This is a genomic window from Bradyrhizobium sp. ORS 375 (assembly GCF_000239775.1).
Taxonomy (GTDB): Bacteria; Pseudomonadota; Alphaproteobacteria; order Rhizobiales; family Xanthobacteraceae; genus Bradyrhizobium.
Window position 1 is genome coordinate 1 of the sequence record NZ_CAFI01000171.1, and the last position, 23,578, is coordinate 23,578.

Sequence of the window (23,578 nt, forward strand, 5' to 3'; positions counted from 1 at the left end):
GAGGGTGGGCAGCGGAGCAAGCGTCAAGAGCGAGCCAGCCATCACCTGCCCTCCTCCAACTGGCGGCGTTGCAGGCGGTCGTAGAGCAGGAGCGGCAGCAGCAGAACGGCGAGGAGGACCACGGCGATGCTGGAGGCGACCGGCCAGTCCTTGTTGGTGAAGAACTCCAGCCAGAGGGTCTGGCCGATCATCAGCGACTTCGAGCCGGCGAGGAGATCGGGGATGACGAACTCGCCGACGATCGGGATGAAGCATAACAGCGCGCCGGCGCCGACGCCGGGCAGCGACAGCGGAAACATCACCAGCCAGAACGTCTCGCGCGGCGTCGCGCCGAGATCGGCGGCGGCCTCCTCCAGCGCCGGCTCCAGCTTGGTGAGCGTCGCGAACAGCGGCAGGATCATGAACGGCAGATAGGAGTAGACGATGCCGACATACATCGCGCTGTCGGTCGACAGCCACACGACCGGCGCAGACACGATGTGCAGCGCGAGCAGGATCTTGTTCAAGAGGCCGTCATGCTGAAGGATGTTTACCCAGGCATAGATGCGGATCAGGAACGAGGTCCAGAACGGCACGATGACCAGCATCATCGCGATGCCTTGCCAACGCTTGGGCAGCCGCGCCATGCCATAGGCGATTGGATAGCCGATCAGCAGCAGGATCGCCGTCGACGTCAGCGCGACGACGACGCTGCGCAGATAGGAGGCGAGATAGAGGTCGTCCGACAGCAGCAGGCGGAAATTGTCGAGCGACAGTGCGGCCAACGCCTCGCGGAGCGACGACAATCCATCCGCCAGCGAGAACACCGGCGTGTAAGGCGGCTGCGCGATCGCCGTCTGAGAGAGGCTGATCTTGAGGACGAAGGCGAACGGCACCAGGAAGAACAGCACCATCCAGATATAAGGCGCGATCGCGGCGAAGCGCGCCGGGCGCGAGAAGATGCGGCGCGCGCTCATCGCTCCAGCACCACGCAATCGTCAGGCGTGAACCAGGCGACGACGCGCTGATTCAGCCCGTAGCCATCGGCATCGAGCCGCGCGGTGTTGGCTTGCGAGGCGTGAAGAACCGCGCCGCCATCGAGCCTGATCTTGTAGACGGTCTTGCCGCCGAGATAGCTGGCATCGGAGATCGCCCCTTGCACGCAATTGATGCCGGCGGCGTCGGCAGCCGGGCGGCGGAGCGCAAGCCGGACCTTCTCGGGCCGGATCGCGACCGCCACCTTGCTCGCGCTGACCGGCGTGACCGGCTGAGCCGCAATCAGCTCGCCGGTGTGTGCGGTGGTCACCCGGAGCCGAAGGGGCTCCCGCGCCGTCACCTCGCCCTCAAACAGATTGATGTCGCCGACGAACTCCGCGACCCAGCGCGAGGCCGGCTCCTCATAGAGACGCCGCGGCACGGCGACCTGTTCGAGCCTGCCAGCGTTCATCACGCCGATCCGGGTGGCCACCGTCATCGCCTCTTCCTGGTCGTGGGTGACGATGATGAAGGTCATGCCGAGCCTGCGCTGCAGCTCCATCAGCTCGAACTGCGTGCTTTCGCGCAGCTTCTTGTCGAGCGCGGCCATCGGCTCGTCGAGCAGCAGCACCTTCGGCCGCCGCGCCAGCGAGCGCGCCAGCGCGACGCGCTGCTTCTGGCCGCCCGAGAGCTGATCGGGCTTGCGCTTCTCAAGCCCCTCGAGCCGGACCAGCGCCACCATCTCGGCCACGCGCGTGGCGATCTCGGCGCGCGGCATGCCGGCGCGCTTCAGGCCGAACGCGATGTTGTCGCGCACGTTGAGATGCGGGAACAGCGCGTAGTTCTGGAACATCATGTTGACCGGGCGCTGATGCGGCAGCATCTGCGCGATGTCCTCGCCGGACAGCAGGATGCGCCCGTCGTCCGGTGTCTCAAAGCCGGCCAGCATGCGCAACAGCGTGGTCTTGCCGCAGCCGCTCGGCCCAAGCAGCGCGAAGAACTCGCCGGCGCGGATGTCGAGCGAGACGCCATCGACGGCGCGGAAGCTGCCGAAGGTCTTGACGACGTTTTCGATCCGCAGGATCGGCGGCTGGGGATCGGGGCGCGGCTCCGGTGAGGAAGGTGGCGCCGGCTCGGAGGCAGGCTCTGAAGTCGCGATGTCGTCAGCCATGATCCGGTCAGTTCACCCCGCCGGCCCGAACGGCACGGCGAGGGCAAGCTAGCCGCCGATCGACTGCAGCTCAACCGCACGCGGTGGACTATCCCCGTCCTCGTCGCGCGGGACGACAGTGGTCCCCGCGTTGGTCACCCGCGCCATGAACGCAGCCAGCGCGTCGCGCTCCGCGGCCGACAGGGTCAGGCCGAGCTTGGTTCGCCGCCACAGCACGTCCTCGGGGAACCGCGCCCATTCCTTGGTCATCAGATAGCGAAGCTCGGCCTCCGTCAGCTGCGCGCCGAAGGCCTGGCCGAGATCCGACCGGCTCCTGGCCTCACCGAGAATCTCGCTCAGCCGGGTGCCGTAGGCGGCGACCAGGCGGCGTGCCTCGGCCTCGCCAAGGAAACGCCAGCGATCCCCGGCGTCGTCGACGAGGTCCTCGAAACGCTCCCAATCGAAATCGCCGCCCGGCAAAGGCGCTCCCGCGGTCCAGCGCGGCGACATCGGAAGGAATCGGGCGAGCCTCGAGATGGCCTGCTCGGCGCGGCTTCGAACGGTGGTCACATCGCCGCCGCACATGGTCAGAAGCGGCGCCTTGGTGCGGCTGGCATCAAGATGGACCACGGTCTCGAGCCGCCCGCCCTCATCGCCGCGCAGCACCATCATGTTGGCGCCGGAGACGGTTCTGACGACATCCGCCGGCTGGATGTCCGAGCGGAAGTAACGGTTGGCCGCCTTGCACAGATAGGTCACGTCAGCCGCCGGCATGGTGACCACGGCCGGATCGCCCTTGAAGCCGTGAGCGACGGTGCCGATCAGGGTAAAATCATTGGCATAAGGTTGGGCGAAGATCAGCCGACCGTCCGAATTCTGAAATACGTAGACAGCGTCGACCTCGAACAGCCGGGGCACCACGATCTGGTTGACCTGTCTTGCGGTAACGCGCAAGGGCGGTTGGCGCAGCACCGTCTCCGCGGTCGAGACGCTCCACGCCCCCGTGGCGTTGGCGAGCGCGCCGGCGGTGACGATGCGACGGTGGCCACGATCAATGATCGCCAGGCGCCAGATGCGGTCGCGGTCCGCACGGATGCAGCGGGCGCCGGTCTTGATGGCTGCGCCATGCTCGGCGGCATCGAGCGCTGTCAGCACCACCAGGCGGGAATCGTCGACAACGCAGTCGGAATATTCGAACGCCGTGCCGATCGGACGCTTCAGCGCGTCGCCGATCGGATGATGCGTCACGTCGAGCGTCGTCGCAGCCGGCAACCGCTTGCGTGCCGCAAGCTTGTCGTAGAACCAGAGTCCCGTCCGCAATTGCCAGTGCGGACGCTCGTTGGCGTGGGCGGGAATCGCGAAGCGGACCGGACGCACCAGATGCGGCGCAATCATGAGCCAGGTGTCGCGCTCGGCGAGCGATCTGCGCACGCGCAACAAGCTCCGTCGCTCAAGCGCGGCGAGATCGCCATGCACCAGCCGGGATGTCGCCGAGGAGGCGGCATGGCCGAGATCGCCCTGCTCGAGCAGGATCACGCGCAGGCCGCGACCAGCCGCATCGCGCGCCAGGCTCGCGCCGTTCAGACCTCCACCGATGATCGCGAGATCGTAGTCCGCCATGCGCAAAAGTCTTCGAGCGTGTCAGGACGTTCGATCGTAGACCTCTGCTGATGATTCTCGTAGCCGGCGAGTCGGATGGTCGGCGGATAATTCCGCGCTGTTGCGCGCCAGCCTCTGACCGCAATCCTACGGTCAACCCGTCTTGCGCACAGTCTCCACGACATCGTCGTGAGCACGGCCGACGACGCCGTCATATTTGTCGATCGGCAGCGGCTTGCCGAGCAGATAACCCTGGACCGAGTCGCAGCCCTGCTCGGCCAGGAAGCCGAGCTGCTCGGGCGTCTCGACGCCTTCGGCCACAATCGACATGTTCATGCCGTGGCCGAGACCGATGACCGCACGAATGATCGCTGCCGACTGCGGGTTGCGGCCGAGATTCATGACAAAGGCGCGGTCGATCTTGATCTTGTCGAACGGGAACGCCTGCAGATAGCTGAGCGACGAGTAGCCGCTGCCGAAATCATCCATCGAGACGCGGACGCCGAGCGCCTTCAGCCGACGCAGCAGCGAGACGCCGCGATCGAAATCCTCGATCAGCACGCCCTCGGTGATCTCGAGCTCGAGCCGACCCGGCGACAGCCCGGTCTCGAGCAGGATCGAATGAACCAGGCCGACGAGATCACCGTGCACGAACTGGGCAGGCGAGAGGTTGACGGCGACCTGCAGCGGCTTCGGCCATGACGCCGCCTCGCGGCAGGCCTCGCGCAGGATCCACTCGCCCATCTCGACGATCAGGCCGCTCTCCTCGGCGAGCGGAATGAAGTCGCTCGGCGGCACGAAGCCGCGGACCGGATGCTGCCATCGCGCCAGCGCCTCGAAGCCGATGATCTCGCTGGCATCGACGGTGCGGCCGGAGCTCGCCTGCGGCTGGAAGTACAGCGACAGCTCGCCATGCTTGATCGCAACCGAGAGCTCCTGGTGCAGCACCCGGCGATCGCGGATCTGCTGGTCCATCTCGGGCTCGTAGAAGGTGATGCTGCCGCGCGCCTTGGCCTTGGCGCGGAACAAAGCGGCACCGGCATTGGCGAGCAGCGAAGCCGGGTCCGAGCCGTTGTGGGGAAACACCGAGATGCCGGTGGTGAGCGCGGTGCGGATCGACTTGCCTTCGATCTGGAACTCGACGGCGATCGCCTCCGCCAGCTGTTCAGCCAGCGCCCTGCCCGCCTCGGGCTGCTTGCCGTCGATGATCAGCCCGAACTCGTCTCCGGACAGACGCGCCACGACGCCGCCGCGGGCCACGGCGTGAATACGGCGGGCGACCTCGATCAAGAGCTTGTCACCGATGGCATGGCCGAAGACGTCGTTGACATCCTTCAGGGCCTTGAGGTCGACGTTCAGGACAGCGAATTCCTCGTCGGAGTCCCGACACGCCTCGATCATCTGGCTCAGCGCCTGCAGGAACGCGGCGCGGTTCGGCAGGTCGGTGAGGCCGTCATGATAGGCCATATGCGCCATCCGCGATTCGGTCTGGCGGCGGTCGGTCACGTCCTCATAGGTCTTGATCAGATATTGCGGCTCGCTGCCGTCGCCGAGCACCGTCACCCGCCGGGTCAGGAACAAGCGCAGCCCGTCCTTCGTCGAGATCGGATGCTCCTCCGTCATGAGGCTGCGCTTCTTGATAGCGGCCTCGTCGCGCGCAATGATCAGCCTGGCTTCACGCGGGTTGAAGATGTCGGCGGCCGTCAGGCCCGTCGCATCCTCGCGCTTGCGGTTGAGAATGACCTCTGCGCTGCGGTTGGCGAGCAGATAGCGGCCGTCCTTGGCGCTTTCGACGATCAACGACACCGGGATGTTGTCGACCACGAGTTCCAGGAACTTCTTGGTGTTCTCGAGCTCGAGCCCGAGCGAGCGCCGCTCGGTTGCATCGTCGAACAGTGCGATGAGAAACTGAGGTTCGTTCTTCTCATTGCGCGCGACCACCCGGTGGGCTTCCAGGATTCGCTTGTCGTCGCCGCGCTGGACCACGAGTTCGCTGCGAAAGGTGGTGCCGGGCGCTTGCATCGCCGCGCGATCGGCGGCCGTGATATTGGCGGCGGTCTCGTCGCCGAACAGGTCGCTCGGGCGCTTGCCGATGATCCGCTCGCGCGGCATCTGCGCGAACTGCTCGAACGCCCGGTTGGCGAAGATGTAGCGGCCGTCGTCGATATTCTTGGCCGCGACGCAGACCGGAACCTGGTCGACCACCGATTCCAGGAACTGCTTGGTGGCGGCGAGCTCACGCTCCAGCCGGCGCTCGACCGTGCAATCCTCGTGGATGCCGATCGATCCGCCGGTCGGAAGCCGGAAGATCTTGGCGCGTATCGCACGGCCGTCCGGGTGCTCGGTCAGGCACCCGTCGGGCTCGCGGGCCTGGCGGGCATAGTCCTCGACGGTGAGCTTGAGCAGGCCGCGCTGGCGGCGGAGCTCGACCAGCTCGCGCCCCGTGCAGCCGGGCGGAATGTCCGTCCGGCTCATGCCATAGATCTCGAGAAATCGACGGTTGTAGAAGACGACGCGATGGCTGGCGTCGGTCATCATCAGGCCCTGGCTCAGATTGTTGAGGGCGGAGCTGATGAAGGCGTTGCGTCGCAATTGGGCGCGCTTGGTGCGACGCAGTGCTTGATGGATCCAAATCAGAACCGAAGCCAGGAAGGCGCAGACGACGATGCCGCCGATCACGACCTTCCACAGCACGTCCGGCTCCACCGAGCCGAAGAAGCTGGACGGCGATAGATCAGGCGCAGCCCAGGCCGGCGTCGACAACGCAGCCGTCAGCAGGGCCATGGCGGCCATCGAGGCCGCAACGCCGCGCGCACGAAACGCGTTCCGGTCGCTCGCCTGCCAAAAGTTGCCAGCCATCAATCACCCGCGGTATTCGGATGGCATCTTCTGGCTCGAGGGGTTGGGATCGGGTAAACGGTTTCCACAAACTTCGAAAAACACGAAGCAAATCCCGGCGATGCCGTTCTATGATGAATGGTTTGCTAAGCAAGGACATGCTTTGGATCGGGACCCCGCCCACCGGGGATTGCAACAACCCATGACTTCTCGGAATCATCTCGGAAACGCGAATGGATAGAGTGGATTGCGTCGTCGTCGGCGCCGGCGTCGTGGGGCTGGCGATCGCCCGCCAGCTGGCCACAGCGGGCCGGGAGGTCATCGTGCTCGAGGCCGCCGAGGACATCGGCACGGTGACGTCATCTCGCAACAGCGAAGTGATCCACGCCGGGATCTATTACAAGGCCGGCAGCCTGATGGCCCGGTTCTGTGTGACCGGCAAGCGCATGCTGTACCGCTATTGCGACGAGCATGGCGTGCCCTACCGCAATTGCGGCAAGCTGATCGTGGCGACCAGCCCGGCCGAAACCGAAAAGCTGCAGGGCATCCGCGCCCATGCCGAGGCGAACGGCGTCGAAGGCATGCGGCTCCTGACCGGTTCCGAGGCCCGGACGATGGAGCCTGCCCTTGCCTGCGAGGCAGCGCTGCTGTCGCCGTCCACCGGGATCCTCGACAGCCACGCCTTCATGCTGTCGCTGCGCGGCGAGATCGAGGATGCGGGCGGAGCCTTCGCTTTCCATACCCCGCTGCTGCGCGCCAAGGCTGCAGACGGTATCATCGAACTCGATGCCGGCGGCGAGCAGCCGATGACGCTGTCCTGCCGGCTTCTGGTCAACGCCGCCGGCCTGAACGCTCCGGCGGTGGCAAGCCTGATCGACGGCATGCCACCGCAGCTGGTGCCGACCGCCTATCTTGCCAAGGGCAATTACTTCAGCTGCAGCGCCAAGGCGCCGTTCAGCCGGCTGATCTATCCCGTGCCGGAACCCGGCGGGCTCGGTGTTCACCTGACACTCGACATGGCGGGCCAGGCCCGCTTTGGCCCCGACGTCGAGTGGATCGATGCGATCGACTACGCCGTCGATCCCACCCGCGCCGAACGCTTCTACCCTGCCATTCGCAAATACTGGCCGACGCTGCCCGACGGTGCGTTGATGCCGAGCTACTCGGGCATTCGCCCCAAGATCGTCCCTCCCGCGGTGGCATCGCAGGACTTCGTCATCCAGAGCCCGCGTGATCACGGCGTGGATGGCCTCATCAATCTGTTCGGAATCGAATCGCCGGGCCTGACATCATCGCTGGCGATCGCCGCCCATGTCGGTGAGCTCAGCGGCACCTGATGCGGCGGCAACTAACGAGTTCGAATGCGAGCGCGGTCTCGATACCCCCGCACCTGCAAGTCGCAATGGAGCACGCGGGGTTTCACTCGCGACGCTCCGGGAGAGTTGCGCCTGGGATGGAGTGATCCACATCCCAGCGCGCAATCTGATGTTCCGTTGTGACGTCTGTTGTAGTCACATGTCAGTGAAGCGTTTCAGTGGTGGCCTGTCTCAAGCGCTCGATCTCATCCTTCACCATCAACTTCCGTCGTTTCAGTTCGGCAATGCGCAGATCGTCGGTGGATGGGTGTAGGAGAGCTTCATGCAATTCGTTTTCAAGAACTTTATGCTTACGCTCCAGTTCAACGAGATGCGCCTGAATGGCCATTCGAAACCTCCTTGGTAGGTGAACCTGAGATTCGACCAGGGCCATGGAGTGTACACAAGTCGCTTGACCTGTCGATGGGGCCAAAAGACCGCACATGCAAATTTGAGCGCCTTACGTAACGAAGCGTGAGCGGATGCGGAGGAATCTAAAACCGGCGCAAACCTGAAATTCACGGGACAGCCGCAGAGATCGGAACGTTGCCGACTTGCGTCGGCAGCTTCGCAAGCGCAATACTTGCGCCTGCCTTTCGCTGGGCTTTCCACTTCCTTCCGCTTTTTTGCTATCATAGATCATGGCTGACCAAGACGAGCGCGAACTGCAGGCCGAACTCGCGCGCCTGCAGCAGGAGCACCGCGACCTCGACGCGGCGATTGACGCTTTGCATCAATCGCCCGCCCCCGATTTGTTGCGGCTGCAACGGCTGAAGAAGCGGAAGCTTCTGCTACGCGATCGGATCGCCTTCATCGAAGACCAGATTACGCCCGACATCATCGCCTGACCCGGCGGGTCAGCGACCCTGTCGTTCATTCGTGCGGACTGGAAGCGACCTGCGCCAGAAGTGATATTGACAAAACGGAACAAAACAAGAACAATCCGAACCATTCATTTGCGCCCGCAAACGCTCCAAGGATGGTTCTGATGCCCACCACCTTTTCTCCGCACGACCGCCTTTACGAACAGGCTTGCGATCAGGCCATTGCCATGTGCGACGGCAATCTGCGGTCCACCATCAAGGCCCTGATCATGGCCAACGAGTATCTCGAGCTGGAGCTGCAAGAGCTGCGCGCCGCGATCTCCTGCGGATGCATGCCGAACACGGCCTCAGATGACGCTCAGAGCAACGCCGCATAGGCAGGACGAGCTTTGGGACACGTCGAAGATCGCGACCAGCACTTGCTGACAGCCTCGACCATCGCAAGGAGGAGCGTGCAATGCCCGACGTCACCTACTACGTTGCCATGCCTTTCCGGCGAGACGAGCTGGGCACGCTGATCGCGGGAGCCGCCGAGGAGTGCCAGAGCTCGGCCGCTGCGTTGCGTCGCGCTGAGGCGATGTCGCGCCTGCCGGACAATATCGGCGCCATCGCCTTCAGCCGCAGCGGCGATCCGCTCGTCGGCGAGTTCAGCGACGCGCAGCTCCTCCACAAATTCGGAGCGTTGCCCGACGATCTCGGCGAATTGTGATCTGCCTCGGCTGCGAGACGTGATGGGCGGAGAAGAGACTGGTCGCTGCCCCCCTGAATGGTTACGGCGAGCCGTCGTCCATCAATGACGGCTCTCGTGACGGCGCTGCGCCTTTCGGATGTACATCGCACGATCGGCCTCCTCGAGCGCACGCACCGGATTGACGCGCTTGTCCAGCAGCGCAACTCCCGCGGATGCGCCTGCGCGCACGGTCTGATCGCCGAAGGTGAAGCTCAGCCTGTCGATGGCCTCCTCCAGCGCGGCCGCCTTGACGCGTGCATCGGTCTCGCTGAGGTGCCACAGCAACACGCCGAACTCGTCGCCGCCGAGCCGCCCGATGACATCGGAGGAGCGAACCTCCTCGCTGAGGACGCGCGCGACGGCCTTGAGGACCTCATCGCCGGCGGCATGGCCGAACGTGTCGTTGATCGGCTTCAGCCGGTCCACGTCGAGCACGACCAGGGCGCCGGTGGCATCGTAGCGTTTGATGAACGCGATCGAGCGGTGCAGTTCGCGCGCGAAACCGCGCCGGTTGAAGATGTCGAGCAGGAAATCGCGCTCGGCCGTGGCCGTCAGCTCCTCGATGCGCAACTGGGCTGCCGCCAGCTCGGCCTTGAGGCGCCGGATCGTCTGCCGGGCACCGGCCGGCGCGGAACCCGGCCGCGGGGCCCTTCCAGCGCGGAGCGCCCTCGGACGGTAGCGGGTTCCGCGTTTCGCCGCTGGTCCCGCCGTCTTCATCCGCCTCTTTTTCATCCGATTTCCTGCCGCGCAGAGGTTTGGACTTGCCGGGTTTAACCAAGACAGGATAGTCCATTCGGACCTCCATGCCATGGCTTGCCGCTGTCGGGACCGATCCTATACTCCGGCCCATGCTGATGGATTCCCGAGAAGAATTGAGGTCATGACCGCCCCGATCGCCATCATCATGGGAAGCCAGTCGGACTGGGATACCATGCGTCACGCCGCCGAGACACTCACTGCGCTCGGCGTCAGCTATGACGCTCGCATCGTCTCGGCCCACCGCACCCCGGATCGGCTGTATGCCTTCGCCAAGGGCGCCAAGGCCGCCGGCTTCAGGGTCGTGATCGCTGGCGCGGGCGGCGCAGCCCATCTTCCGGGCATGACGGCGTCTCTGACCGAGCTGCCCGTGTTCGGCGTGCCCGTCGAGTCCAAGGCCTTGTCAGGGATCGACTCGCTGTATTCGATCGTTCAGATGCCGGCCGGTATTCCCGTCGGCACGCTCGCAATCGGCAAATCCGGCGCCATCAATGCGGCGCTGCTGGCGGCAAGCGTCCTGGCGCTGTCGGACCCGGCGCTGGCCGAGCGCCTCTCGGCGTGGCGGCAGTCGCAGACCAACGCGATTGCCGAACGTCCGGAGGGCGCGGCGTGACCGGCTCCCATCGGGTGAAGCTCAAGCCCGGCGACACCATCGGCATTCTGGGCGGTGGCCAGCTCGGCCGCATGCTGGCGCTCGCAGCGGCGCGCCTCGGACTGCGCTGCCAGGTGTTCTCGCCCGATCCCGACTCGCCGGCCTTCGACGTGGTCCTGAACGCCACCTGCGCCGAATACGCCGACGTCGAGGCCCTGGAGCTGTTCGCCAACGACGTTGATGTCGTCACCTACGAGTTCGAGAACGTCCCATCGGCCGCGGCCATGGTGCTGGCTGCGCGGCGTCCGGTGTTGCCGAGCCGCTCGGCGCTGGAGACCACCCAGGATCGGCTGACCGAGAAGGACTTCGTCACCTCGCTCGGCATCCGCACCGCCAACTACGCCGACGTCTCGTCGGTCGGAACGCTGCGGGAGGCCATCCTGCGCATCGGCCTGCCGGCCGTGCTGAAAACCCGCCGCTTCGGCTATGACGGCAAGGGCCAGGTGAAGATCCGCCCAGGCGACGACCTCGAACGGATCTGGGCCGAGCTCGGCACCAAATCGGCGATCCTCGAGGCATTCGTCCCGTTCGAGCGCGAGATCTCGGTGGTTGCGGCCCGTGCCGCCGACGGCCAGGTCGAGTGCTTCGACGTCACCGAGAACGAGCATCGCGATCACATTCTGAAGGTGTCGCGGGCGCCCGCGGCCATTCCGGACGCGCTCGCTGACGAGGCCCGCGATATTGCGAGCCGGATTGCGACGGCACTCGACTATGTCGGGGTGCTCGCGGTGGAGATGTTCGTCGTCACCGCTGGCCCCAACCCCGGCGTGCTGGTCAACGAGATTGCGCCCCGGGTGCACAATTCTGGCCATTGGACCCTCGACGGCGCGTCGATCTCGCAATTCGAGCAGCACATTCGGGCGATCGCCGGCTGGCCGCTCGGCAAGCCGCTGCGCCACGGGCACGTCACGATGACCAACCTGATCGGCGACGAGATCAACAGCTACGAGGAGTGGCTGACGGTTCCCGGAGCGACCGTGCATCTCTACGGCAAGGGCGCGCCGCGCCCCGGCCGCAAGATGGGACACGTAACGCAGGTGTCGCCGCTCCCGCCCCGGATGCGTTGAAATATACCACGTCCAAGACGTTAAACTTGCCGCCAAGAGCCCATCAGCGGGTGGACAGGGTTGCGCTTGTCTGATACACGGGCGCCCTCAAGGTTAAGGGCGAGGCCATTTGCCGGCCCTGACTTTCAGCCGATTTCAAACCGATAGACTGAGAAAGAGGATGCCGCGTGCAGGTTCTCGTTCGCGATAACAATGTCGATCAAGCCCTCAAGGCGCTCAAGAAGAAGATGCAGCGCGAGGGTATTTTCCGCGAGATGAAGCTCCGCGGCCATTACGAGAAGCCCTCCGAGAAGAAAGCCCGCGAGAAGGCCGAAGCGGTGCGCCGCGCGCGCAAGCTGGCCCGCAAGAAGCTGCAGCGTGAAGGTCTGCTGCCGATGAAGCCGAAGCCGGTGTTCGGCGCTGGTGCCGGTGGTGACCGTGGCGCAGGCCGTGGTCCGGGCGCAGGCCCCCGCCCTGGCGCGCCGCGCTGATCTGATCCGATTCACTGAAGACATTTGAAGGCGCGGGCCAATGGCTCGCGCTTTTTGGCGTTTGAAGGACCGCTCTGGACACATCCAGCTGCCGCCGAGATCGCCGCCCGCCCCAAGCCGGACTCCTCCCAGATCCGATCCCGAACAGCAAAGAAAAGCGGCGGCCCGAGGCCGCCGCTTGAACGATTGTGATCACTTGGGATGGAACGGGCTACTTCGGCAGTACCGAGTGGAACATCGACTTGGCCGCCGACACCATATCCTGCGCCACGCTGGACATCTGGTCCTTGATCGACGAATCGGACTTCTCGGCGCGCAGATCGAGCGGGCGCAACTGACGCGCCGGAATCTCAGCCGGCGGCGTGGGGCGGCCATCGGGCTGCAGCGATCCGGTGTAGGATGGAGCGGCACCGGGTGCGCCAGCCGCAGCGACGCTCGGGTCAGCCGGCGTCGACACCGTGATCGGCGGCGGCAACGGCCGCACAGGTGACACCTGCGGCGGCGCTGTCACGATGCGCGGCGTTTCGCGCGCAACGTCGGCAGGCTTCTCGGCCGTCGTCCTCTCACTGGCGCTCTTGCTCTCGCTCGCGCGCAGGCGCTCGATCGCAGCGCGGGCGAGATCGGCCGCGTCACGGCGCTCCTCCGGCGCCTCGGCAGGCGAGCCGCGCGCGATCAGCTTCTCTCGCGGTGACACCGGATGGCGCGGAGTCTCGGCCGGGAGGCTCGCCGTCTCGGCTGGCTTCACCTCGACCGCCTTCTCGGCAGCCTTTTCGGAGAGCGACTTCTCTGAAACGCCCTTCGCCTTGATCCCGGGGGCGGGCATGTTCGTGATTTCGGCAGACGTCTCAGCCGGCTTCGCCTCAGCCTTGGCGTCTGCCTTACCGCCGTTGTCGAGGGCCTTGGGAGTCTCAGCCTTGGGGTCGGATTTGGCGCCAGTCAGCTTGGCATAGGCAGCCGATGCCACCGCCGCCACCGTCGAAGGGGGCGAGTCTGGCTTGGTATTGATGTAGTGGTTGACGATGTAAGCCCCGATGATGGTGGCGAGCACCGAGGGGATGATCTCCAGAGCAAACTTCGTGAGATATTTCAGCATGCTGACCACTCCCGCGCGGTATTTGCGGGAACTTTGAGGCACAATTAAGGGACCATTCCCCACTCTCCGCAGCTCTTATCCCGTGCAAAATGCGCGCAAGGCGAGCGGCGAATAGTTGTTTTCCTGAAAGCCTTTGAAACCGGAGCCGTGCTGCAATCCGAGACCGCTCGGAGGCCGCCGCAGCTTTCCGGATCACCGGCTCAAGATACCACAATCAGCGGCATGCCGGTAAACAAATGGTTAGGGCTTGAGCTCAACTTCCAGGAAAACGATCTCGGAACCGGTCTCGTTCAGCACATCGTGTTCGACCCCGGCCTTCCGGAAATAGGATTTGCCGACCGCGAGCTGCGCCTTGGAGCGCTCGCCCGACGGCGCCACGATCGTCATCTCCCCGGCGGTCACGGGCACGATCACATAATCCATCCCGTGGACGTGCCGCCCCGTCGAGCTGCCCGGCGCCAGCCGCCATTCGGTGACGCGAACCTCGGGCGTATCGACCTGGACGTCGGACTGGGCGTTGAGCATGCGGATCTCTCTCAATCAGGGCACGAAGAGCAGGAAGAGGAATATCGCGAATACGACGATGTGCACCAGCCCGAACAGGATGTTCGTCCTGCCGGTGCCGAAGGTCAGCATGCTCAGAACGAAGGTCAGGACCAGCAGCACCATGCCTTGGACGTCCAGCCCGAGCACGAGCTGCTTGTCGAGCGCATAGGCGGCGACCGCCACGGCAGGGATCGTCAGCCCGATGGTGGCGAGTGAGGAGCCAAGCGCCAGGTTGATGCTCTTCTGCAAATCGTTGGCCCGGGCGGCCGAAATGGCGGCAACGCTCTCCGGCAGAAGGATCAGCAGCGCCACGAGCACGCCGGCGACGGCAGGAGGCGAACCGGTGGCCGCAACGCCGGCATCGACCACCAGCGAGAACTTCTTGGCAAGGAGCACGACCGCGAGCAGCGCCACCAGCAGCAGCCCCACGCTGAGAACGAGCTTCGCGCGCGGCAGCCGGGCATCGTCATCGCTGAACCCTGTCGCACTGCCGACGAAATAGTCCCGGTGCCGCGTGGTCTGGGCGTAGAGAAACATGGCATAAAGCAGGATCGTGACCACGCTGACGAAGGCCAGCTGTGCCGCCGAAAAGACCGGTCCAGGCGCGGTCAGCGTATAGTTCGGCAGCACCAGCGTAATCGTCGCCATCGTGAACAGCACGCTGAGATACAGGTTGGCGCCGGAGACCAGAACGTCCTGCTCGCGGTAGCGCAGGCTGCCGATGAACACGCAGACGCCGACCAGGCCGTTGCAGACGATCATCACGACCGCAAACACGGTATCCCGGGCCAGAGCTGGCGCCGCAGTGTCGCCGAGCATGATGGTGGCGATCAGCGCCACCTCGATGACCGTCACTGCCAGGGTGAGGAGCAGCGTGCCGAACGGCTCGCCGATTTCATGCGCGATCACCTCGGCGTGATGAACGGCCGCGAACACCGTGCCGAACAGAACCACCAGCAGCACTGCGGCAAAGATCAGTCCACCGGCCGACGGCGTGAAATCGTAATTCAACGCCGTGACGCCAACCACCAGCGCGACGGCAAGGCCGGGAAAAATCACCGACGATGCTGGTGTAGCGCCCTTGACGCTCATGATTCGCGATCCTGACCCATTCCAACCGACTATGCGCGATGGCAAAGCGCGCGTCACGCAGTCCGGACGTGACGGCTCTCAACCGGCGCCACCAACAATCGTGCCCTCGACCGGATCAATGCGCGCTGAGCAGCGGGTGGATCGGCAGCACCGTCAGCAGCAGGAAGAGCGGGATCAGGACGGCGGCTGCCCGCAGCATGTAGCCGAAGAAGCTCGGCATCTGGATGCCGCGCTCGTTGGCGATCGCCGCGACCATGAAGTTCGGCGCGTTGCCGATATAGGTCAGTGCGCCCATGTAGACCGCGCCCATCGAGATGGCGGCCAGCGTGCCCGAGAGCTCGCTCATCAACACCTTTGGGTCGCCGCCAGCGAGCTCGAAGAACAGCAGATAGGTCGGCGCATTGTCGAGGAAGGCGGACATCAGGCCGGTGAACCAGAAATAGGCCACCTCGCGCGGCGCACCCGACGGCGCCGTCACGGCATTCAGGAGCCAGGCGAACGAGCCGTCATGACCCGCATTCAACATGGCGATGACCGGGACGATCGCCGTGAAGATCGCGGCGAACAGTTTGGCGACCTCGCGGATCGGCTCCCAATTGAAGCCGTTGGCTTCGCGGTGCTCGTCCGGGGTGAGCCACAGCGACAAGCCCGCGATGACGAGCAGCACCGCGTCGCGGACCAGGTTCTGCAGTTCGAGATGCGTGCCCGCGACGTCGAAGGACATGCCCGGCTTCCAGTTTGCCGAGATCAGCGTGTTGGTGACGATCGCCGTGATCAGCACGACATTGATCAGGCCACGAACCCGCACCGGCTCGGTCGTTCCGGACGTCTGCGGCGCCGGCTTTTCCTGATGGAAGCGCCACCAGTCGATGGCGGCGAACAGCACGAGCAGCAATCCGGCGACGAGCGCGGTCTGCAGCCAGATATTGCGCGTGGTCCAGAAGAAGTCGACGCCGCGCAGAAAACCAACGAACAGCGGTGGATCGCCCAGCGGGCTCAGCGCACCACCGACGTTGGCGGCGAGGATTATGAAGAAGACGAGCACGTGCACATTGTGCGGCCGGCCGAGATTGGCGCGGATGAGCGGCCGCACGAGAATCATCGCCGCTCCGGTGGTTCCGACGACGCTCGCGATGATCGTGCCGAGGGCCAGAATGGCGGTGTTGGTCGCGGGTGTGCCTCTGATTGAACCGGTCACCAGGATGCCGCCGGCCACCGTATAGAGCGCGAACAGCAGCACGATGAAGCTGAGATATTCGGCGAGCAGCGCGTGGATGACGGCAGCGAACGCGGTGCCGAGGCCGGCCTGCCAGGTCAACGCCGCCAGCGTGACCAGCGTCCATCCTGCAGCGATCTTGCCGTAGTGATGATGCCAGAAGCTGGCGAACAGCAGCGGCCCGAGGGCGATCGACAGGAGCAGTCCGGCGAATGGCAGCGCAAAGGGCCAAGTCAGCGCCGCCCCATTGAGCTCGGCAGCATTCGCCTGCATCGGCAGACACGCAGCAAGCAGAGCGGCGCACATCGCCGGCCATCGCGCCGCACGGACGCTAGCGGCCGTCGATAAATTCCTTGGCTGTCTCAGTCGCACCAAAAAGATCCAGGTCATTATGTCCGCCGTCGGGAAACCGCACGAAGCGCTTAGGGTCATGCGCAAGCGCGAACAATCGTTCCCCAAAGCGGATCGGAATCCCAGGATCCCTGGCGCCATGCATGATCAGGAGCGGCACGTGCACTCTTGCAATACGCTGATCGGAATGAAAGCGATCGAGCATCAGAAGACTTGCAGGAACCACCTTGAGCATGTCGGAAGCGACGTCGACCGTCGACGTGTACGGCGCTTCCAGGATCAGCTTCGCCAGCGGATGCTCCGCCGCAATCGCGGTTGCCACGCCGCTGCCCAGTGAAAAGCCCCACGCCACGATGCGCTCTGCATCATAGCGTTGTCGCGTGAATGCGTAAGCGGCTGCGGCATCCTGAAGCAGACCCTGCTCGCTCGGACTGCCGGTGGAGCCCGCATAGCCGCGGTAGGACAGAGCGACGAGGCCCGTGCCGTCAGCCGTCAACGCCTCGAAGCGCGAGACGACGCCGGCAAGAAAATCGCCATTTCCAGGGAAATACAGCACCACCTTGCGGCCGGGCTGCGCCGGCACGTGCCAGACGATGACCTTCTCGCCATCGGCCGACGTCAGCACATGCTCTTCAGCTTGCGGAAAACCGGCGGCAGCGGGCGCCGTGCGGCCGACCGGCGGGATCGGAAACAGCATCGCGCGCTGCCGCACGAACAGAACCGCAAGAACGGTGGCATAGACTGCCACCAGGACGATCAGGAGCCATTTCAGGACCGCCATGTGCCGATCACCATGGCTCCTGATGATCTCAGCTACATGCCCTTGACGATGTTCTCGGTCATCTTCTTGGCGTCGCCGAGCAGCATCATCGTGTTGTCGCGGTAGAACAGCGGATTGTCGATGCCGGCATAGCCCGAGGCGAGCGAGCGCTTGATGAACATCACGGTGCCGGCCTTCCAGACCTGCAGCACCGGCATGCCGTAGATCGGCGAGGACTTGTCCTCTTCGGCCGCCGGGTTGGTGACGTCGTTGGCACCGATGACGAAGGCGACGTCGGTCTGCGCGAACTCGGAGTTGATGTCCTCGAGCTCGAACACCTCGTCATAGGGCACGTTGGCCTCGGCGAGCAGCACGTTCATGTGGCCGGGCATGCGGCCGGCGACCGGATGAATGGCGTACTTCACCTCGACGCCTTCCTTCTTCAACGTGTCGGCCAACTCGCGCAGCGCATGCTGGGCCTGGGCCACCGCCATGCCGTAGCCGGGGACGATGATGACCTTGGAGGCGTTCTTCATGATGAAGGCGGCGTCATCGGCCGAGCCGAGCTTGGCCGGCTTCTGCTCGCCCGTGCCACCGCCGGCAGCAGCGGTCTCGCCGCCGAAGCCGCCGAGGATGACCGAGATGAAGGACCGGTTCATCGCGTGGCACATGATGTAGGACAGGATCGCGCCTGACGAGCCGACCAGCGCGCCGGTGATGATCAGCGCCGAGTTGCCGAGCGTGAAGCCGATGCCCGCCGCCGCCCAGCCCGAATAGGAGTTCAGCATCGAGATCACGACCGGCATGTCGGCGCCGCCGATCGGGATGATCATGAGCACGCCGAGCGCGAGCGCCAGCAACGTGACCATCAGGAAGTCGAAGCCGCCGCCGGTCAGCACCAGGCGCACGACGAAGAACACCAGCGCGACCGCGAGGCCGATGTTGATGAGGTGGCGCGCCGGCAGGATGATCGGCGCGCCGCTCATGCGCGCGGACAGCTTGAGGAAGGCGATCACCGAGCCGGTGAAGGTCAGCGCGCCGATGGCGACGCCGAGCGACATTTCGACCAGGCTCTGCGGATGGATGTTGCCGGGCGTGCCGATGTCGAAGGCTTCCGGCGCGAAGAACGCGCCGGCGGCGACCAGCACCGCGGCCATGCCGACCAGCGAGTGGAAAGCGGCGACGAGTTCGGGCATCGCCGTCATCGGCACCCGGCGCGCGATGACCGCGCCGATGCCGCCGCCGATCGCGACGCCGAGGATCACCAGGATCCAGGCGACCGCATCCGCCGGCGGATGGCTGGCGAGCGTCGTCAGGACCGCGATGGCCATGCCGGCCATGCCGAGGAAATTACCCTGGCGGCTGGTGGCGGGGCTCGACAGCCCGCGGAGCGACAGGATGAACAGCACACCTGCCACGAGATAAAGGAGTGCCGACAGATTGGCGTTCATTGCAGATGCCCCGTTGTGCCTGTCATCCCGCGTCGCGCGGCGTTGTTATGCGGCGTTGTTACTTGGACTTCTTCTTGTACATCGCCAGCATGCGCTGGGTGACGAGGAAGCCGCCGAAGATGTTCACGCAGGCGAAGATCAGCGCGATGAAGCCGAAGGCCCGCGCCAGACCGCTGCCGCTCGACACCATGGACACGCCGACCGCGAGCAGCGCGCCGACCACGATCACCGAGGAGATCGCGTTGGTCACCGACATCAGCGGCGTATGCAGCGCGGGAGTCACCGACCACACGACGAAATAGCCGACGAAGACGGCGAGGACGAAGATCGAGAGCCGGAAGACGAACGGGTCGACGGCTTGGACGACGTGTTCCATGGCTTTGCTCCTTGTGTCTTCCGACTAGGCCTTCGGCTGAAAGTTCGGGTGGACGATGGCGCCGTCCTTTGTCAAAGCCGTGGCCTTGACCAGCTCGTCGTCCCAGTTCACCGCGAGCTTCTTCTCCTTCTTATCGATCATCGTCTCGATGAAGGAGAACAGGTTGCGGGCGTACAGTCCCGACGCCGACGCGGCGACGCGGCCGGCGAGATTCGGGAAACCGATGATCTTGACGCCGTCGATCTCGACGGTCTCGCCCAGCTTGACGCCTTCGACATTGCCGCCGCGCTCGACCGCGAGGTCGACCAGCACCGAGCCGGGGCGCATCGACTTCACCATCTCCATGGTGACGAGACGCGGCGCCGGACGGCCGGGGATCAGCGCCGTCGTGATGATGACGTCCTGCTTCTTGATGTGTTCCGCGGTGAGCGCCGCCTGCTTCGCCTGATACTCCTTGGACATTTCCTTGGCGTAGCCGCCGGCAGTCTGGGCGTTCTTGAACTCCTCGTCCTCGACGGCCAGGAACTTGGCGCCGAGACTTTCCACCTGCTCCTTGGTGGCGGGACGCACGTCGGTTGCCGAGACGATGGCGCCGAGGCGGCGCGCGGTCGCGATCGCCTGCAGGCCGGCGACGCCGACGCCCATCACGAAGACCTTGGTCGCCGGCACGGTGCCGGCTGCGGTCATCATCATCGGGAAGGCGCGGCCGAACGCCTCGGCGCCCTCGATGACGGCGCGGTAGCCGGCGAGGTTGGCTTGGCTCGACAGCACGTCCATGACCTGGGCGCGCGTGATGCGCGGCATCAGCTCCATCGCAAAGGACGCGATGCCGGCATCGGCCATCGCCTTCAGCGCGGCGTCGTTGCCATAGGGGTCCATGATCGCGAACACCAGCGCGCCGCGACGGTAATTGGCGAGCTCCGAGGCCTCCGGCCGCTTCACCTTGATGATGATGTCGGCGTCCTTGAGCGCGTCGGCGCTCACGGTCGCGCCCGCCGCCGTGAACTCCGAATCCGGCAGGCCAGACTTGATGCCGGCGCCGGGCTCGACCGCGATCTCGGCACCCAACGCCTTGAACTTCTTCACCGTGTCGGGAGAGGCGGCGACCCGCGGCTCCAACGGGTCGATTTCCTTGGCGACGGCAATCTTCATGAGGCCTCCGGCGCGGATGCGCGCGCGAGCTTAAAAGGGCGGGACGTCCATGGGCTCCAGCATGACGCCGGTCCAGCGGTCGGCTGCGGCAGTCAGCTGAAGGCCCGCCGGCGGGATGCCGGCGGGCCCGGTGCGACATTAAACGAGGAAAATAGCCATCAAGATGACGATCAGCGCGACGCCGATCGTGCCGTACTTCACCAGCTTGATGAAGCCTTCGTAGGTGGCCTCATGCGCCGGATAGTCGTTGCCGGCCGCCGTCGAGTAGGCGATCTCGCCATGGTTTGCCATCGGGGTCCCCCAGAGTAAGTATGCTTTGTTAAGGTCGCATACCTCAAAGCCAATGCAAGGGCAACGGCTGGCATGCAAGGCGGTTTTATCGGTTTTTCCGATCGCCTTATTGGCTCGGCCAATAATCGCGGATCCAGCGCGTCAGGCTGGCCTCGCTGACCTCGCCGGCGGCGAGGGCGAGGATCATTGCCGCAGCTTCCGCTTCCGGAACATCGAAGTCGAAACCGTTGACGCCAAGAAACGTGTAGAGCGCCAGCAGCGAGGTGCGCTTGTTGCCATCCACGAACGGATGATTACGCGCGATTTCATACGCGTAGGCGGCTGCAAGCTCCGGAAGCTCCGCACCTTCGTAAGCCCATTTGTTTCTCGGCCTGTCCAGCGCGGACTCAAGCATTCCTTCGTCGCGCAGGCCACTTGCTCCGCCATGAATTGCAAGCTGCTCATCATGGATCGCGACGATCATCTGACGGGTGAGCCAGAACGGCTCGCTCACTTCGCCAGCTCGGCGAGCGCGTTATGGTACCGCTTCATGCCGCGCCGGGCGACCGTCATCGCTTTTTCGAAATTCGGATCGTGAGGCGTCAGCATCAGACCGCCCCCGGGCTGCTCAACGGGGAAGAGTTTGTCGCCCTCTTTGAGATTCAAACGAGCGACGATCTCCTTCGGCAGAATCAGCCCGATGGAATTGCCGATCTTGCGAACCTGCAGCACGACACTGGCATCGGCCTTCATGTCCTTCGGGTTCTCGTTCATGACCGTATCCTACGTTATACAGAAAGTATAACAGAGGAACCAGTTCCGTTCAACAAATGTTTTACACCCCTACCCCATCGCCTCCAGCTCGTCGATCATGCCAGCGATGACCGACAAGCCGCCGTCCCAGAACTTGGGATCCTTGGCATCCAGGCCGAACGGCTTGAGGAGCTCGGAATAATGCTTGGTGCCGCCGGCCGCGAGCATCGCGAGATAACGCTCGGCGAAGCCGTCGGCGGCGTGCTCGTAGACGGCATAGAGCGAGTTCACCAGACAGTCGCCGAAGGCATAAGCGTAGACGTAGAACGGCGAATGGATGAAGTGCGGGATGTACATCCAGAAGTTCTCGTAGCCCGGCTTGATCTCGATCGCCTCGCCGAGGCTTTCCGTCTGCACCGACAGCCAGAGCTGGCCGAGGCGCTCGGCCGTCAGCTCGCCGTTCTTGCGCTCGGTATGAACCGCGCGCTCGAAGGAATAGAACGCGATCTGCCGGACCACGGTGTTGATCATGTCCTCGACCTTGCCGGCGAGCAGCGCCTGGCGCTGCTTGGCATCGCGGGTCTCAGACAACAGCCGCTTGAAGGTGAGCATCTCGCCGAACACGCTCGCGGTCTCGGCGAGCGTCAGCGGCGTCGGCGCCATCAGCGCGCCGTTCTTGGCCGCCAGCACCTGGTGCACGCCATGGCCGAGCTCATGGGCAAGCGTCATCACGTCGCGCGGCTTGCCCTGATAGTTCATCAGCACATAGGGATGCGCCGACGGCGTGGTCGGATGCGAGAACGCGCCCGGCGCCTTGCCAGGTCGCACCGGTGCATCGATCCAGCTCTGGTCGAAGAAGCGCTGGGCGATGTCGGCCATCTCGGGCGAGAAGCCGCGATAGGCCGTCAAGACCATGCTCTTGGCCTCCGGCCAGGCGATGGTGGCGTTGGCGGCAAACGGCAGCGGCGCGTTGCGGTCCCAATGCGCGAGCTTCTTCTTTTTGAACCAGCGCGCCTTGAGCTGGTAGTAGCGATGCGACAATTTGGGATAGGCCGCTCGCACCGAAGCGACCAGCGCATCGACGACCTCGCGCTCGACGCGGTTGTTGAGGTGGCGCGAGTCCGCGACGTCCTGGAAGCCGCGCCAGCGGTCTGAAATGTCCTTGTCCTTGGCGAGCGTGTTGGTGATCAGCGCGAAGGTGCGCTCATTGGCTTTGAAAGTCTTGGCCAGCGCCTCGGCCGCGGCCTTGCGCTTGGCGCCGTCGCGGTCCTGCAGGAAGTTCAAGGTCGGCTCGATCGCGAGCTCCTTAGCCCCCACCTGGAAGCGCAGGCCTGCGATGGTCTGGTCGAACAGCCGGTTCCAGGCGGAATAGCCGGTCTGCGACTTCTCGTGGAACAGCTGCTCGACCCGATCCTCGAGCTGATACGGCTTGTCCTTGCGCAGATCCTCGATCCACGGCCGGTAATGGCCGAGCGCCGGCGTTTCCATCGCACGCTCGATCACCGCATCGTCGATGCGGTTGAGCTCGAGCGGAAAGAACAGGAGATGCGTTGAGGCGGCCGTCAGCCGCTCGGAGATGTCGCCGTAGAATTTGGAGATCGCCGGATCGACGCTGTCGCCGGCGTGCGCGAGCCCGGCGAACGAGCCGAGCCGGCCGGCGAGATCGTCGATCGCCTCGTAACGGCGCACCGCTTCTGCGAGCCATTCGCCGCCATCTTCGCGCGCCACATGCTCGGCGATCTTGCCCTTGTAGTCGGTCTCAAACGCGACGCATTCGGCATCCATCTTCGCGAGATCGTGAGCGATCTCCGGCGCGTTGATGCCCATATAGAGATCGCCGAGATTCCATTCGGGCAGCGCCCCGATTGCCGTCTTGGCCGCGACTGTCTTCTTCGCCGGCTTGTCAGACTTCTTCGCCGGCTTGTCAGACGATTTGGCCGCAGCGCCACGCATCGACTTGGCGGCGGCGGGCTTCGACGTCTTGGCCGTCGCCTTCTTGGCTGGCTTGGCCTTGACGGCTTTGGAGGGAGGAGCAGCTTTGGTCGGCTTGCGAAGGGCGGAAGAGGCGCGCGAGGTCATCGGATGGGTAACCTGTTGTTCGAACGTTTATCCCGATCAGCGAG

At 64.7% G+C, this 23,578-nt stretch carries 25 protein-coding genes; 7 read left to right on the forward strand and 18 right to left on the reverse strand.

Annotation, left to right across the window (positions count from 1 at the left end):
* Window positions 1-41: 41 nt before the first annotated feature.
* From BRAO375_RS14570 to BRAO375_RS14585, 4 genes are all read right to left on the reverse strand, one after another.
* Complete coding sequence (locus BRAO375_RS14570; RefSeq protein ID WP_009028236.1) at window positions 42-956, reverse strand: ABC transporter permease; 915 nt, start codon at window positions 954-956, stop codon at window positions 42-44.
* Window positions 953-2,125, reverse strand: coding sequence for an ABC transporter ATP-binding protein (locus tag BRAO375_RS14575; protein WP_009028237.1), 1,173 nt, complete (start codon window positions 2,123-2,125; stop codon window positions 953-955). The genes BRAO375_RS14570 and BRAO375_RS14575 overlap by 4 nt, the downstream gene beginning before the upstream one ends.
* 48 nt (window positions 2,126-2,173) lie before the next feature.
* Window positions 2,174-3,724: a glycerol-3-phosphate dehydrogenase gene (locus tag BRAO375_RS14580; RefSeq protein WP_009028238.1), complete on the reverse strand. Its 1,551-nt coding sequence runs from the start codon at window positions 3,722-3,724 to the stop codon at window positions 2,174-2,176.
* Window positions 3,725-3,856: 132 nt separating this feature from the next.
* Window positions 3,857-6,562 (reverse strand): sensor domain-containing protein, encoded by a 2,706-nt coding sequence (locus tag BRAO375_RS14585; protein WP_009028239.1) that lies wholly within the window; start codon window positions 6,560-6,562, stop codon window positions 3,857-3,859.
* 212 nt (window positions 6,563-6,774) lie between these two features.
* Between BRAO375_RS14585 and BRAO375_RS14590 the strand changes: the two genes are divergently transcribed.
* Window positions 6,775-7,878 carry an NAD(P)/FAD-dependent oxidoreductase gene (locus BRAO375_RS14590; protein WP_009028240.1) on the forward strand — a complete coding sequence of 368 codons (1,104 nt, stop codon included), beginning with the start codon at window positions 6,775-6,777 and terminating at the stop codon, window positions 7,876-7,878.
* A 181-nt stretch (window positions 7,879-8,059) separates the two neighbouring features.
* Here the strand turns inward: BRAO375_RS14590 and BRAO375_RS14595 are convergent, their stop codons facing one another.
* Entirely contained in the window at window positions 8,060-8,245 is a 186-nt protein-coding gene (locus BRAO375_RS14595) for a YdcH family protein (protein ID WP_035640344.1), read from the reverse strand.
* 292 nt (window positions 8,246-8,537) lie between these two features.
* On the opposite strand from BRAO375_RS14595, the gene BRAO375_RS14600 reads away from it, so the two are divergent.
* The 3 genes from BRAO375_RS14600 (at window position 8,538) to BRAO375_RS14610 (ending at window position 9,429) form a co-directional block, all read left to right on the forward strand.
* Entirely contained in the window at window positions 8,538-8,744 is a 207-nt protein-coding gene (locus BRAO375_RS14600; protein WP_009028242.1) for a YdcH family protein, read from the forward strand.
* Between the two features lie 140 nt (window positions 8,745-8,884).
* Window positions 8,885-9,097 carry a hypothetical protein gene (locus BRAO375_RS14605; protein WP_009028243.1) on the forward strand — a complete coding sequence of 71 codons (213 nt, stop codon included), beginning with the start codon at window positions 8,885-8,887 and terminating at the stop codon, window positions 9,095-9,097.
* Between the two features lie 80 nt (window positions 9,098-9,177).
* Window positions 9,178-9,429, forward strand: a complete 252-nt coding sequence (locus tag BRAO375_RS14610) for a hypothetical protein (protein ID WP_009028244.1) — start codon at window positions 9,178-9,180, stop codon at window positions 9,427-9,429.
* Window positions 9,430-9,510: 81 nt separating this feature from the next.
* On the opposite strand, the gene BRAO375_RS14615 is transcribed toward BRAO375_RS14610, so the two are convergent.
* Window positions 9,511-10,182 carry a GGDEF domain-containing protein gene (locus BRAO375_RS14615; protein ID WP_052536091.1) on the reverse strand — a complete coding sequence of 224 codons (672 nt, stop codon included), beginning with the start codon at window positions 10,180-10,182 and terminating at the stop codon, window positions 9,511-9,513.
* Between the two features lie 148 nt (window positions 10,183-10,330).
* On the opposite strand from BRAO375_RS14615, the gene purE reads away from it, so the two are divergent.
* The 3 genes from purE to rpsU all read left to right on the forward strand — a co-directional run bounded on the left by purE (window position 10,331) and on the right by rpsU (window position 12,395).
* Window positions 10,331-10,819 (forward strand): 5-(carboxyamino)imidazole ribonucleotide mutase, encoded by a 489-nt coding sequence (gene purE / locus BRAO375_RS14620; RefSeq protein WP_009028246.1) that lies wholly within the window; start codon window positions 10,331-10,333, stop codon window positions 10,817-10,819.
* Window positions 10,816-11,925 (forward strand): 5-(carboxyamino)imidazole ribonucleotide synthase, encoded by a 1,110-nt coding sequence (locus tag BRAO375_RS14625; RefSeq protein ID WP_009028247.1) that lies wholly within the window; start codon window positions 10,816-10,818, stop codon window positions 11,923-11,925. The genes purE and BRAO375_RS14625 overlap by 4 nt, the downstream gene beginning before the upstream one ends.
* Window positions 11,926-12,092: 167 nt before the next feature.
* Entirely contained in the window at window positions 12,093-12,395 is a 303-nt protein-coding gene (rpsU, locus tag BRAO375_RS14630; protein WP_009028248.1) for a 30S ribosomal protein S21, read from the forward strand.
* 211 nt (window positions 12,396-12,606) lie between these two features.
* Here rpsU and BRAO375_RS14635 read toward each other — a convergent pair whose 3' ends face one another.
* The 12 genes from BRAO375_RS14635 to BRAO375_RS14690 all read right to left on the reverse strand — a co-directional run bounded on the left by BRAO375_RS14635 (window position 12,607) and on the right by BRAO375_RS14690 (window position 23,534).
* Window positions 12,607-13,488 (reverse strand): hypothetical protein, encoded by an 882-nt coding sequence (locus BRAO375_RS14635; protein ID WP_009028249.1) that lies wholly within the window; start codon window positions 13,486-13,488, stop codon window positions 12,607-12,609.
* Window positions 13,489-13,728: 240 nt separating this feature from the next.
* Window positions 13,729-14,013 (reverse strand): cupin domain-containing protein, encoded by a 285-nt coding sequence (locus BRAO375_RS14640; RefSeq protein ID WP_009028250.1) that lies wholly within the window; start codon window positions 14,011-14,013, stop codon window positions 13,729-13,731.
* 15 nt (window positions 14,014-14,028) lie between these two features.
* A complete protein-coding gene (locus tag BRAO375_RS14645; RefSeq protein WP_009028251.1) occupies window positions 14,029-15,126 on the reverse strand; it encodes a calcium:cation antiporter in 1,098 nt (365 codons plus the stop codon).
* 115 nt (window positions 15,127-15,241) lie between these two features.
* Complete coding sequence (locus BRAO375_RS14650; RefSeq protein ID WP_035640364.1) at window positions 15,242-16,579, reverse strand: sodium:proton antiporter; 1,338 nt, start codon at window positions 16,577-16,579, stop codon at window positions 15,242-15,244.
* 94 nt (window positions 16,580-16,673) lie between these two features.
* On the reverse strand, window positions 16,674-17,474 hold the full coding sequence (locus BRAO375_RS14655) for an alpha/beta hydrolase (RefSeq protein WP_009028253.1): 801 nt from the start codon (window positions 17,472-17,474) through the stop codon (window positions 16,674-16,676).
* Between the two features lie 32 nt (window positions 17,475-17,506).
* Window positions 17,507-18,904, reverse strand: a complete 1,398-nt coding sequence (locus BRAO375_RS14660; RefSeq protein ID WP_009028254.1) for an NAD(P)(+) transhydrogenase (Re/Si-specific) subunit beta — start codon at window positions 18,902-18,904, stop codon at window positions 17,507-17,509.
* A 58-nt stretch (window positions 18,905-18,962) separates the two neighbouring features.
* The gene (locus BRAO375_RS14665; RefSeq protein ID WP_006612207.1) at window positions 18,963-19,280 is read right to left on the reverse strand and encodes a proton-translocating transhydrogenase family protein; all 318 of its coding nucleotides are present in this window, start codon (window positions 19,278-19,280) and stop codon (window positions 18,963-18,965) included.
* A 24-nt stretch (window positions 19,281-19,304) separates the two neighbouring features.
* Window positions 19,305-20,432 (reverse strand): Re/Si-specific NAD(P)(+) transhydrogenase subunit alpha, encoded by a 1,128-nt coding sequence (locus BRAO375_RS14670; RefSeq protein WP_009028255.1) that lies wholly within the window; start codon window positions 20,430-20,432, stop codon window positions 19,305-19,307.
* Window positions 20,433-20,570: 138 nt separating this feature from the next.
* Window positions 20,571-20,723, reverse strand: coding sequence for an aa3-type cytochrome c oxidase subunit IV (locus BRAO375_RS14675; RefSeq protein WP_009028256.1), 153 nt, complete (start codon window positions 20,721-20,723; stop codon window positions 20,571-20,573).
* A gap of 106 nt (window positions 20,724-20,829) precedes the next feature.
* Window positions 20,830-21,216 (reverse strand): type II toxin-antitoxin system death-on-curing family toxin, encoded by a 387-nt coding sequence (locus BRAO375_RS14680; protein ID WP_064742412.1) that lies wholly within the window; start codon window positions 21,214-21,216, stop codon window positions 20,830-20,832.
* Window positions 21,213-21,476: an AbrB/MazE/SpoVT family DNA-binding domain-containing protein gene (locus tag BRAO375_RS14685; RefSeq protein ID WP_009028258.1), complete on the reverse strand. Its 264-nt coding sequence runs from the start codon at window positions 21,474-21,476 to the stop codon at window positions 21,213-21,215. Before BRAO375_RS14685 ends, BRAO375_RS14680 begins: the two co-directional genes overlap by 4 nt.
* 69 nt (window positions 21,477-21,545) lie before the next feature.
* Window positions 21,546-23,534 carry a M3 family oligoendopeptidase gene (locus BRAO375_RS14690; protein WP_009028259.1) on the reverse strand — a complete coding sequence of 663 codons (1,989 nt, stop codon included), beginning with the start codon at window positions 23,532-23,534 and terminating at the stop codon, window positions 21,546-21,548.
* Between the last annotated feature and the right edge of the window lie 44 nt (window positions 23,535-23,578).

Bases quoted from the DNA above. Each gene is read 5' to 3' on its own strand.
- BRAO375_RS14615 (WP_052536091.1), bottom strand. From the start codon at position 10,182: ATGAAAAAGAGGCGGATGAAGACGGCGGGACCAGCGGCGAAACGCGGA.
- BRAO375_RS14685 (WP_009028258.1), bottom strand. From the start codon at position 21,476: ATGAACGAGAACCCGAAGGACATGAAGGCCGATGCCAGTGTCGTGCTG.
- BRAO375_RS14690 (WP_009028259.1), bottom strand. From the start codon at position 23,534: ATGACCTCGCGCGCCTCTTCCGCCCTTCGCAAGCCGACCAAAGCTGCT.
- BRAO375_RS14610 (WP_009028244.1), top strand. From the start codon at position 9,178: ATGCCCGACGTCACCTACTACGTTGCCATGCCTTTCCGGCGAGACGAG.
- BRAO375_RS14570 (WP_009028236.1), bottom strand. From the start codon at position 956: ATGAGCGCGCGCCGCATCTTCTCGCGCCCGGCGCGCTTCGCCGCGATC.
- BRAO375_RS14580 (WP_009028238.1), bottom strand. From the start codon at position 3,724: ATGGCGGACTACGATCTCGCGATCATCGGTGGAGGTCTGAACGGCGCG.
- BRAO375_RS14590 (WP_009028240.1), top strand. From the start codon at position 6,775: ATGGATAGAGTGGATTGCGTCGTCGTCGGCGCCGGCGTCGTGGGGCTG.
- BRAO375_RS14585 (WP_009028239.1), bottom strand. From the start codon at position 6,562: ATGGCTGGCAACTTTTGGCAGGCGAGCGACCGGAACGCGTTTCGTGCG.
- BRAO375_RS14575 (WP_009028237.1), bottom strand. From the start codon at position 2,125: ATGGCTGACGACATCGCGACTTCAGAGCCTGCCTCCGAGCCGGCGCCA.
- BRAO375_RS14635 (WP_009028249.1), bottom strand. From the start codon at position 13,488: ATGCTGAAATATCTCACGAAGTTTGCTCTGGAGATCATCCCCTCGGTG.
- BRAO375_RS14600 (WP_009028242.1), top strand. From the start codon at position 8,538: ATGGCTGACCAAGACGAGCGCGAACTGCAGGCCGAACTCGCGCGCCTG.
- BRAO375_RS14670 (WP_009028255.1), bottom strand. From the start codon at position 20,432: ATGAAGATTGCCGTCGCCAAGGAAATCGACCCGTTGGAGCCGCGGGTC.
- BRAO375_RS14595 (WP_035640344.1), bottom strand. From the start codon at position 8,245: ATGGCCATTCAGGCGCATCTCGTTGAACTGGAGCGTAAGCATAAAGTT.
- BRAO375_RS14655 (WP_009028253.1), bottom strand. From the start codon at position 17,474: ATGGCGGTCCTGAAATGGCTCCTGATCGTCCTGGTGGCAGTCTATGCC.
- BRAO375_RS14660 (WP_009028254.1), bottom strand. From the start codon at position 18,904: ATGAACGCCAATCTGTCGGCACTCCTTTATCTCGTGGCAGGTGTGCTG.
- BRAO375_RS14675 (WP_009028256.1), bottom strand. From the start codon at position 20,723: ATGGCAAACCATGGCGAGATCGCCTACTCGACGGCGGCCGGCAACGAC.
- BRAO375_RS14640 (WP_009028250.1), bottom strand. From the start codon at position 14,013: ATGCTCAACGCCCAGTCCGACGTCCAGGTCGATACGCCCGAGGTTCGC.
- BRAO375_RS14665 (WP_006612207.1), bottom strand. From the start codon at position 19,280: ATGGAACACGTCGTCCAAGCCGTCGACCCGTTCGTCTTCCGGCTCTCG.
- purE (WP_009028246.1), top strand. From the start codon at position 10,331: ATGACCGCCCCGATCGCCATCATCATGGGAAGCCAGTCGGACTGGGAT.
- BRAO375_RS14605 (WP_009028243.1), top strand. From the start codon at position 8,885: ATGCCCACCACCTTTTCTCCGCACGACCGCCTTTACGAACAGGCTTGC.
- BRAO375_RS14645 (WP_009028251.1), bottom strand. From the start codon at position 15,126: ATGAGCGTCAAGGGCGCTACACCAGCATCGTCGGTGATTTTTCCCGGC.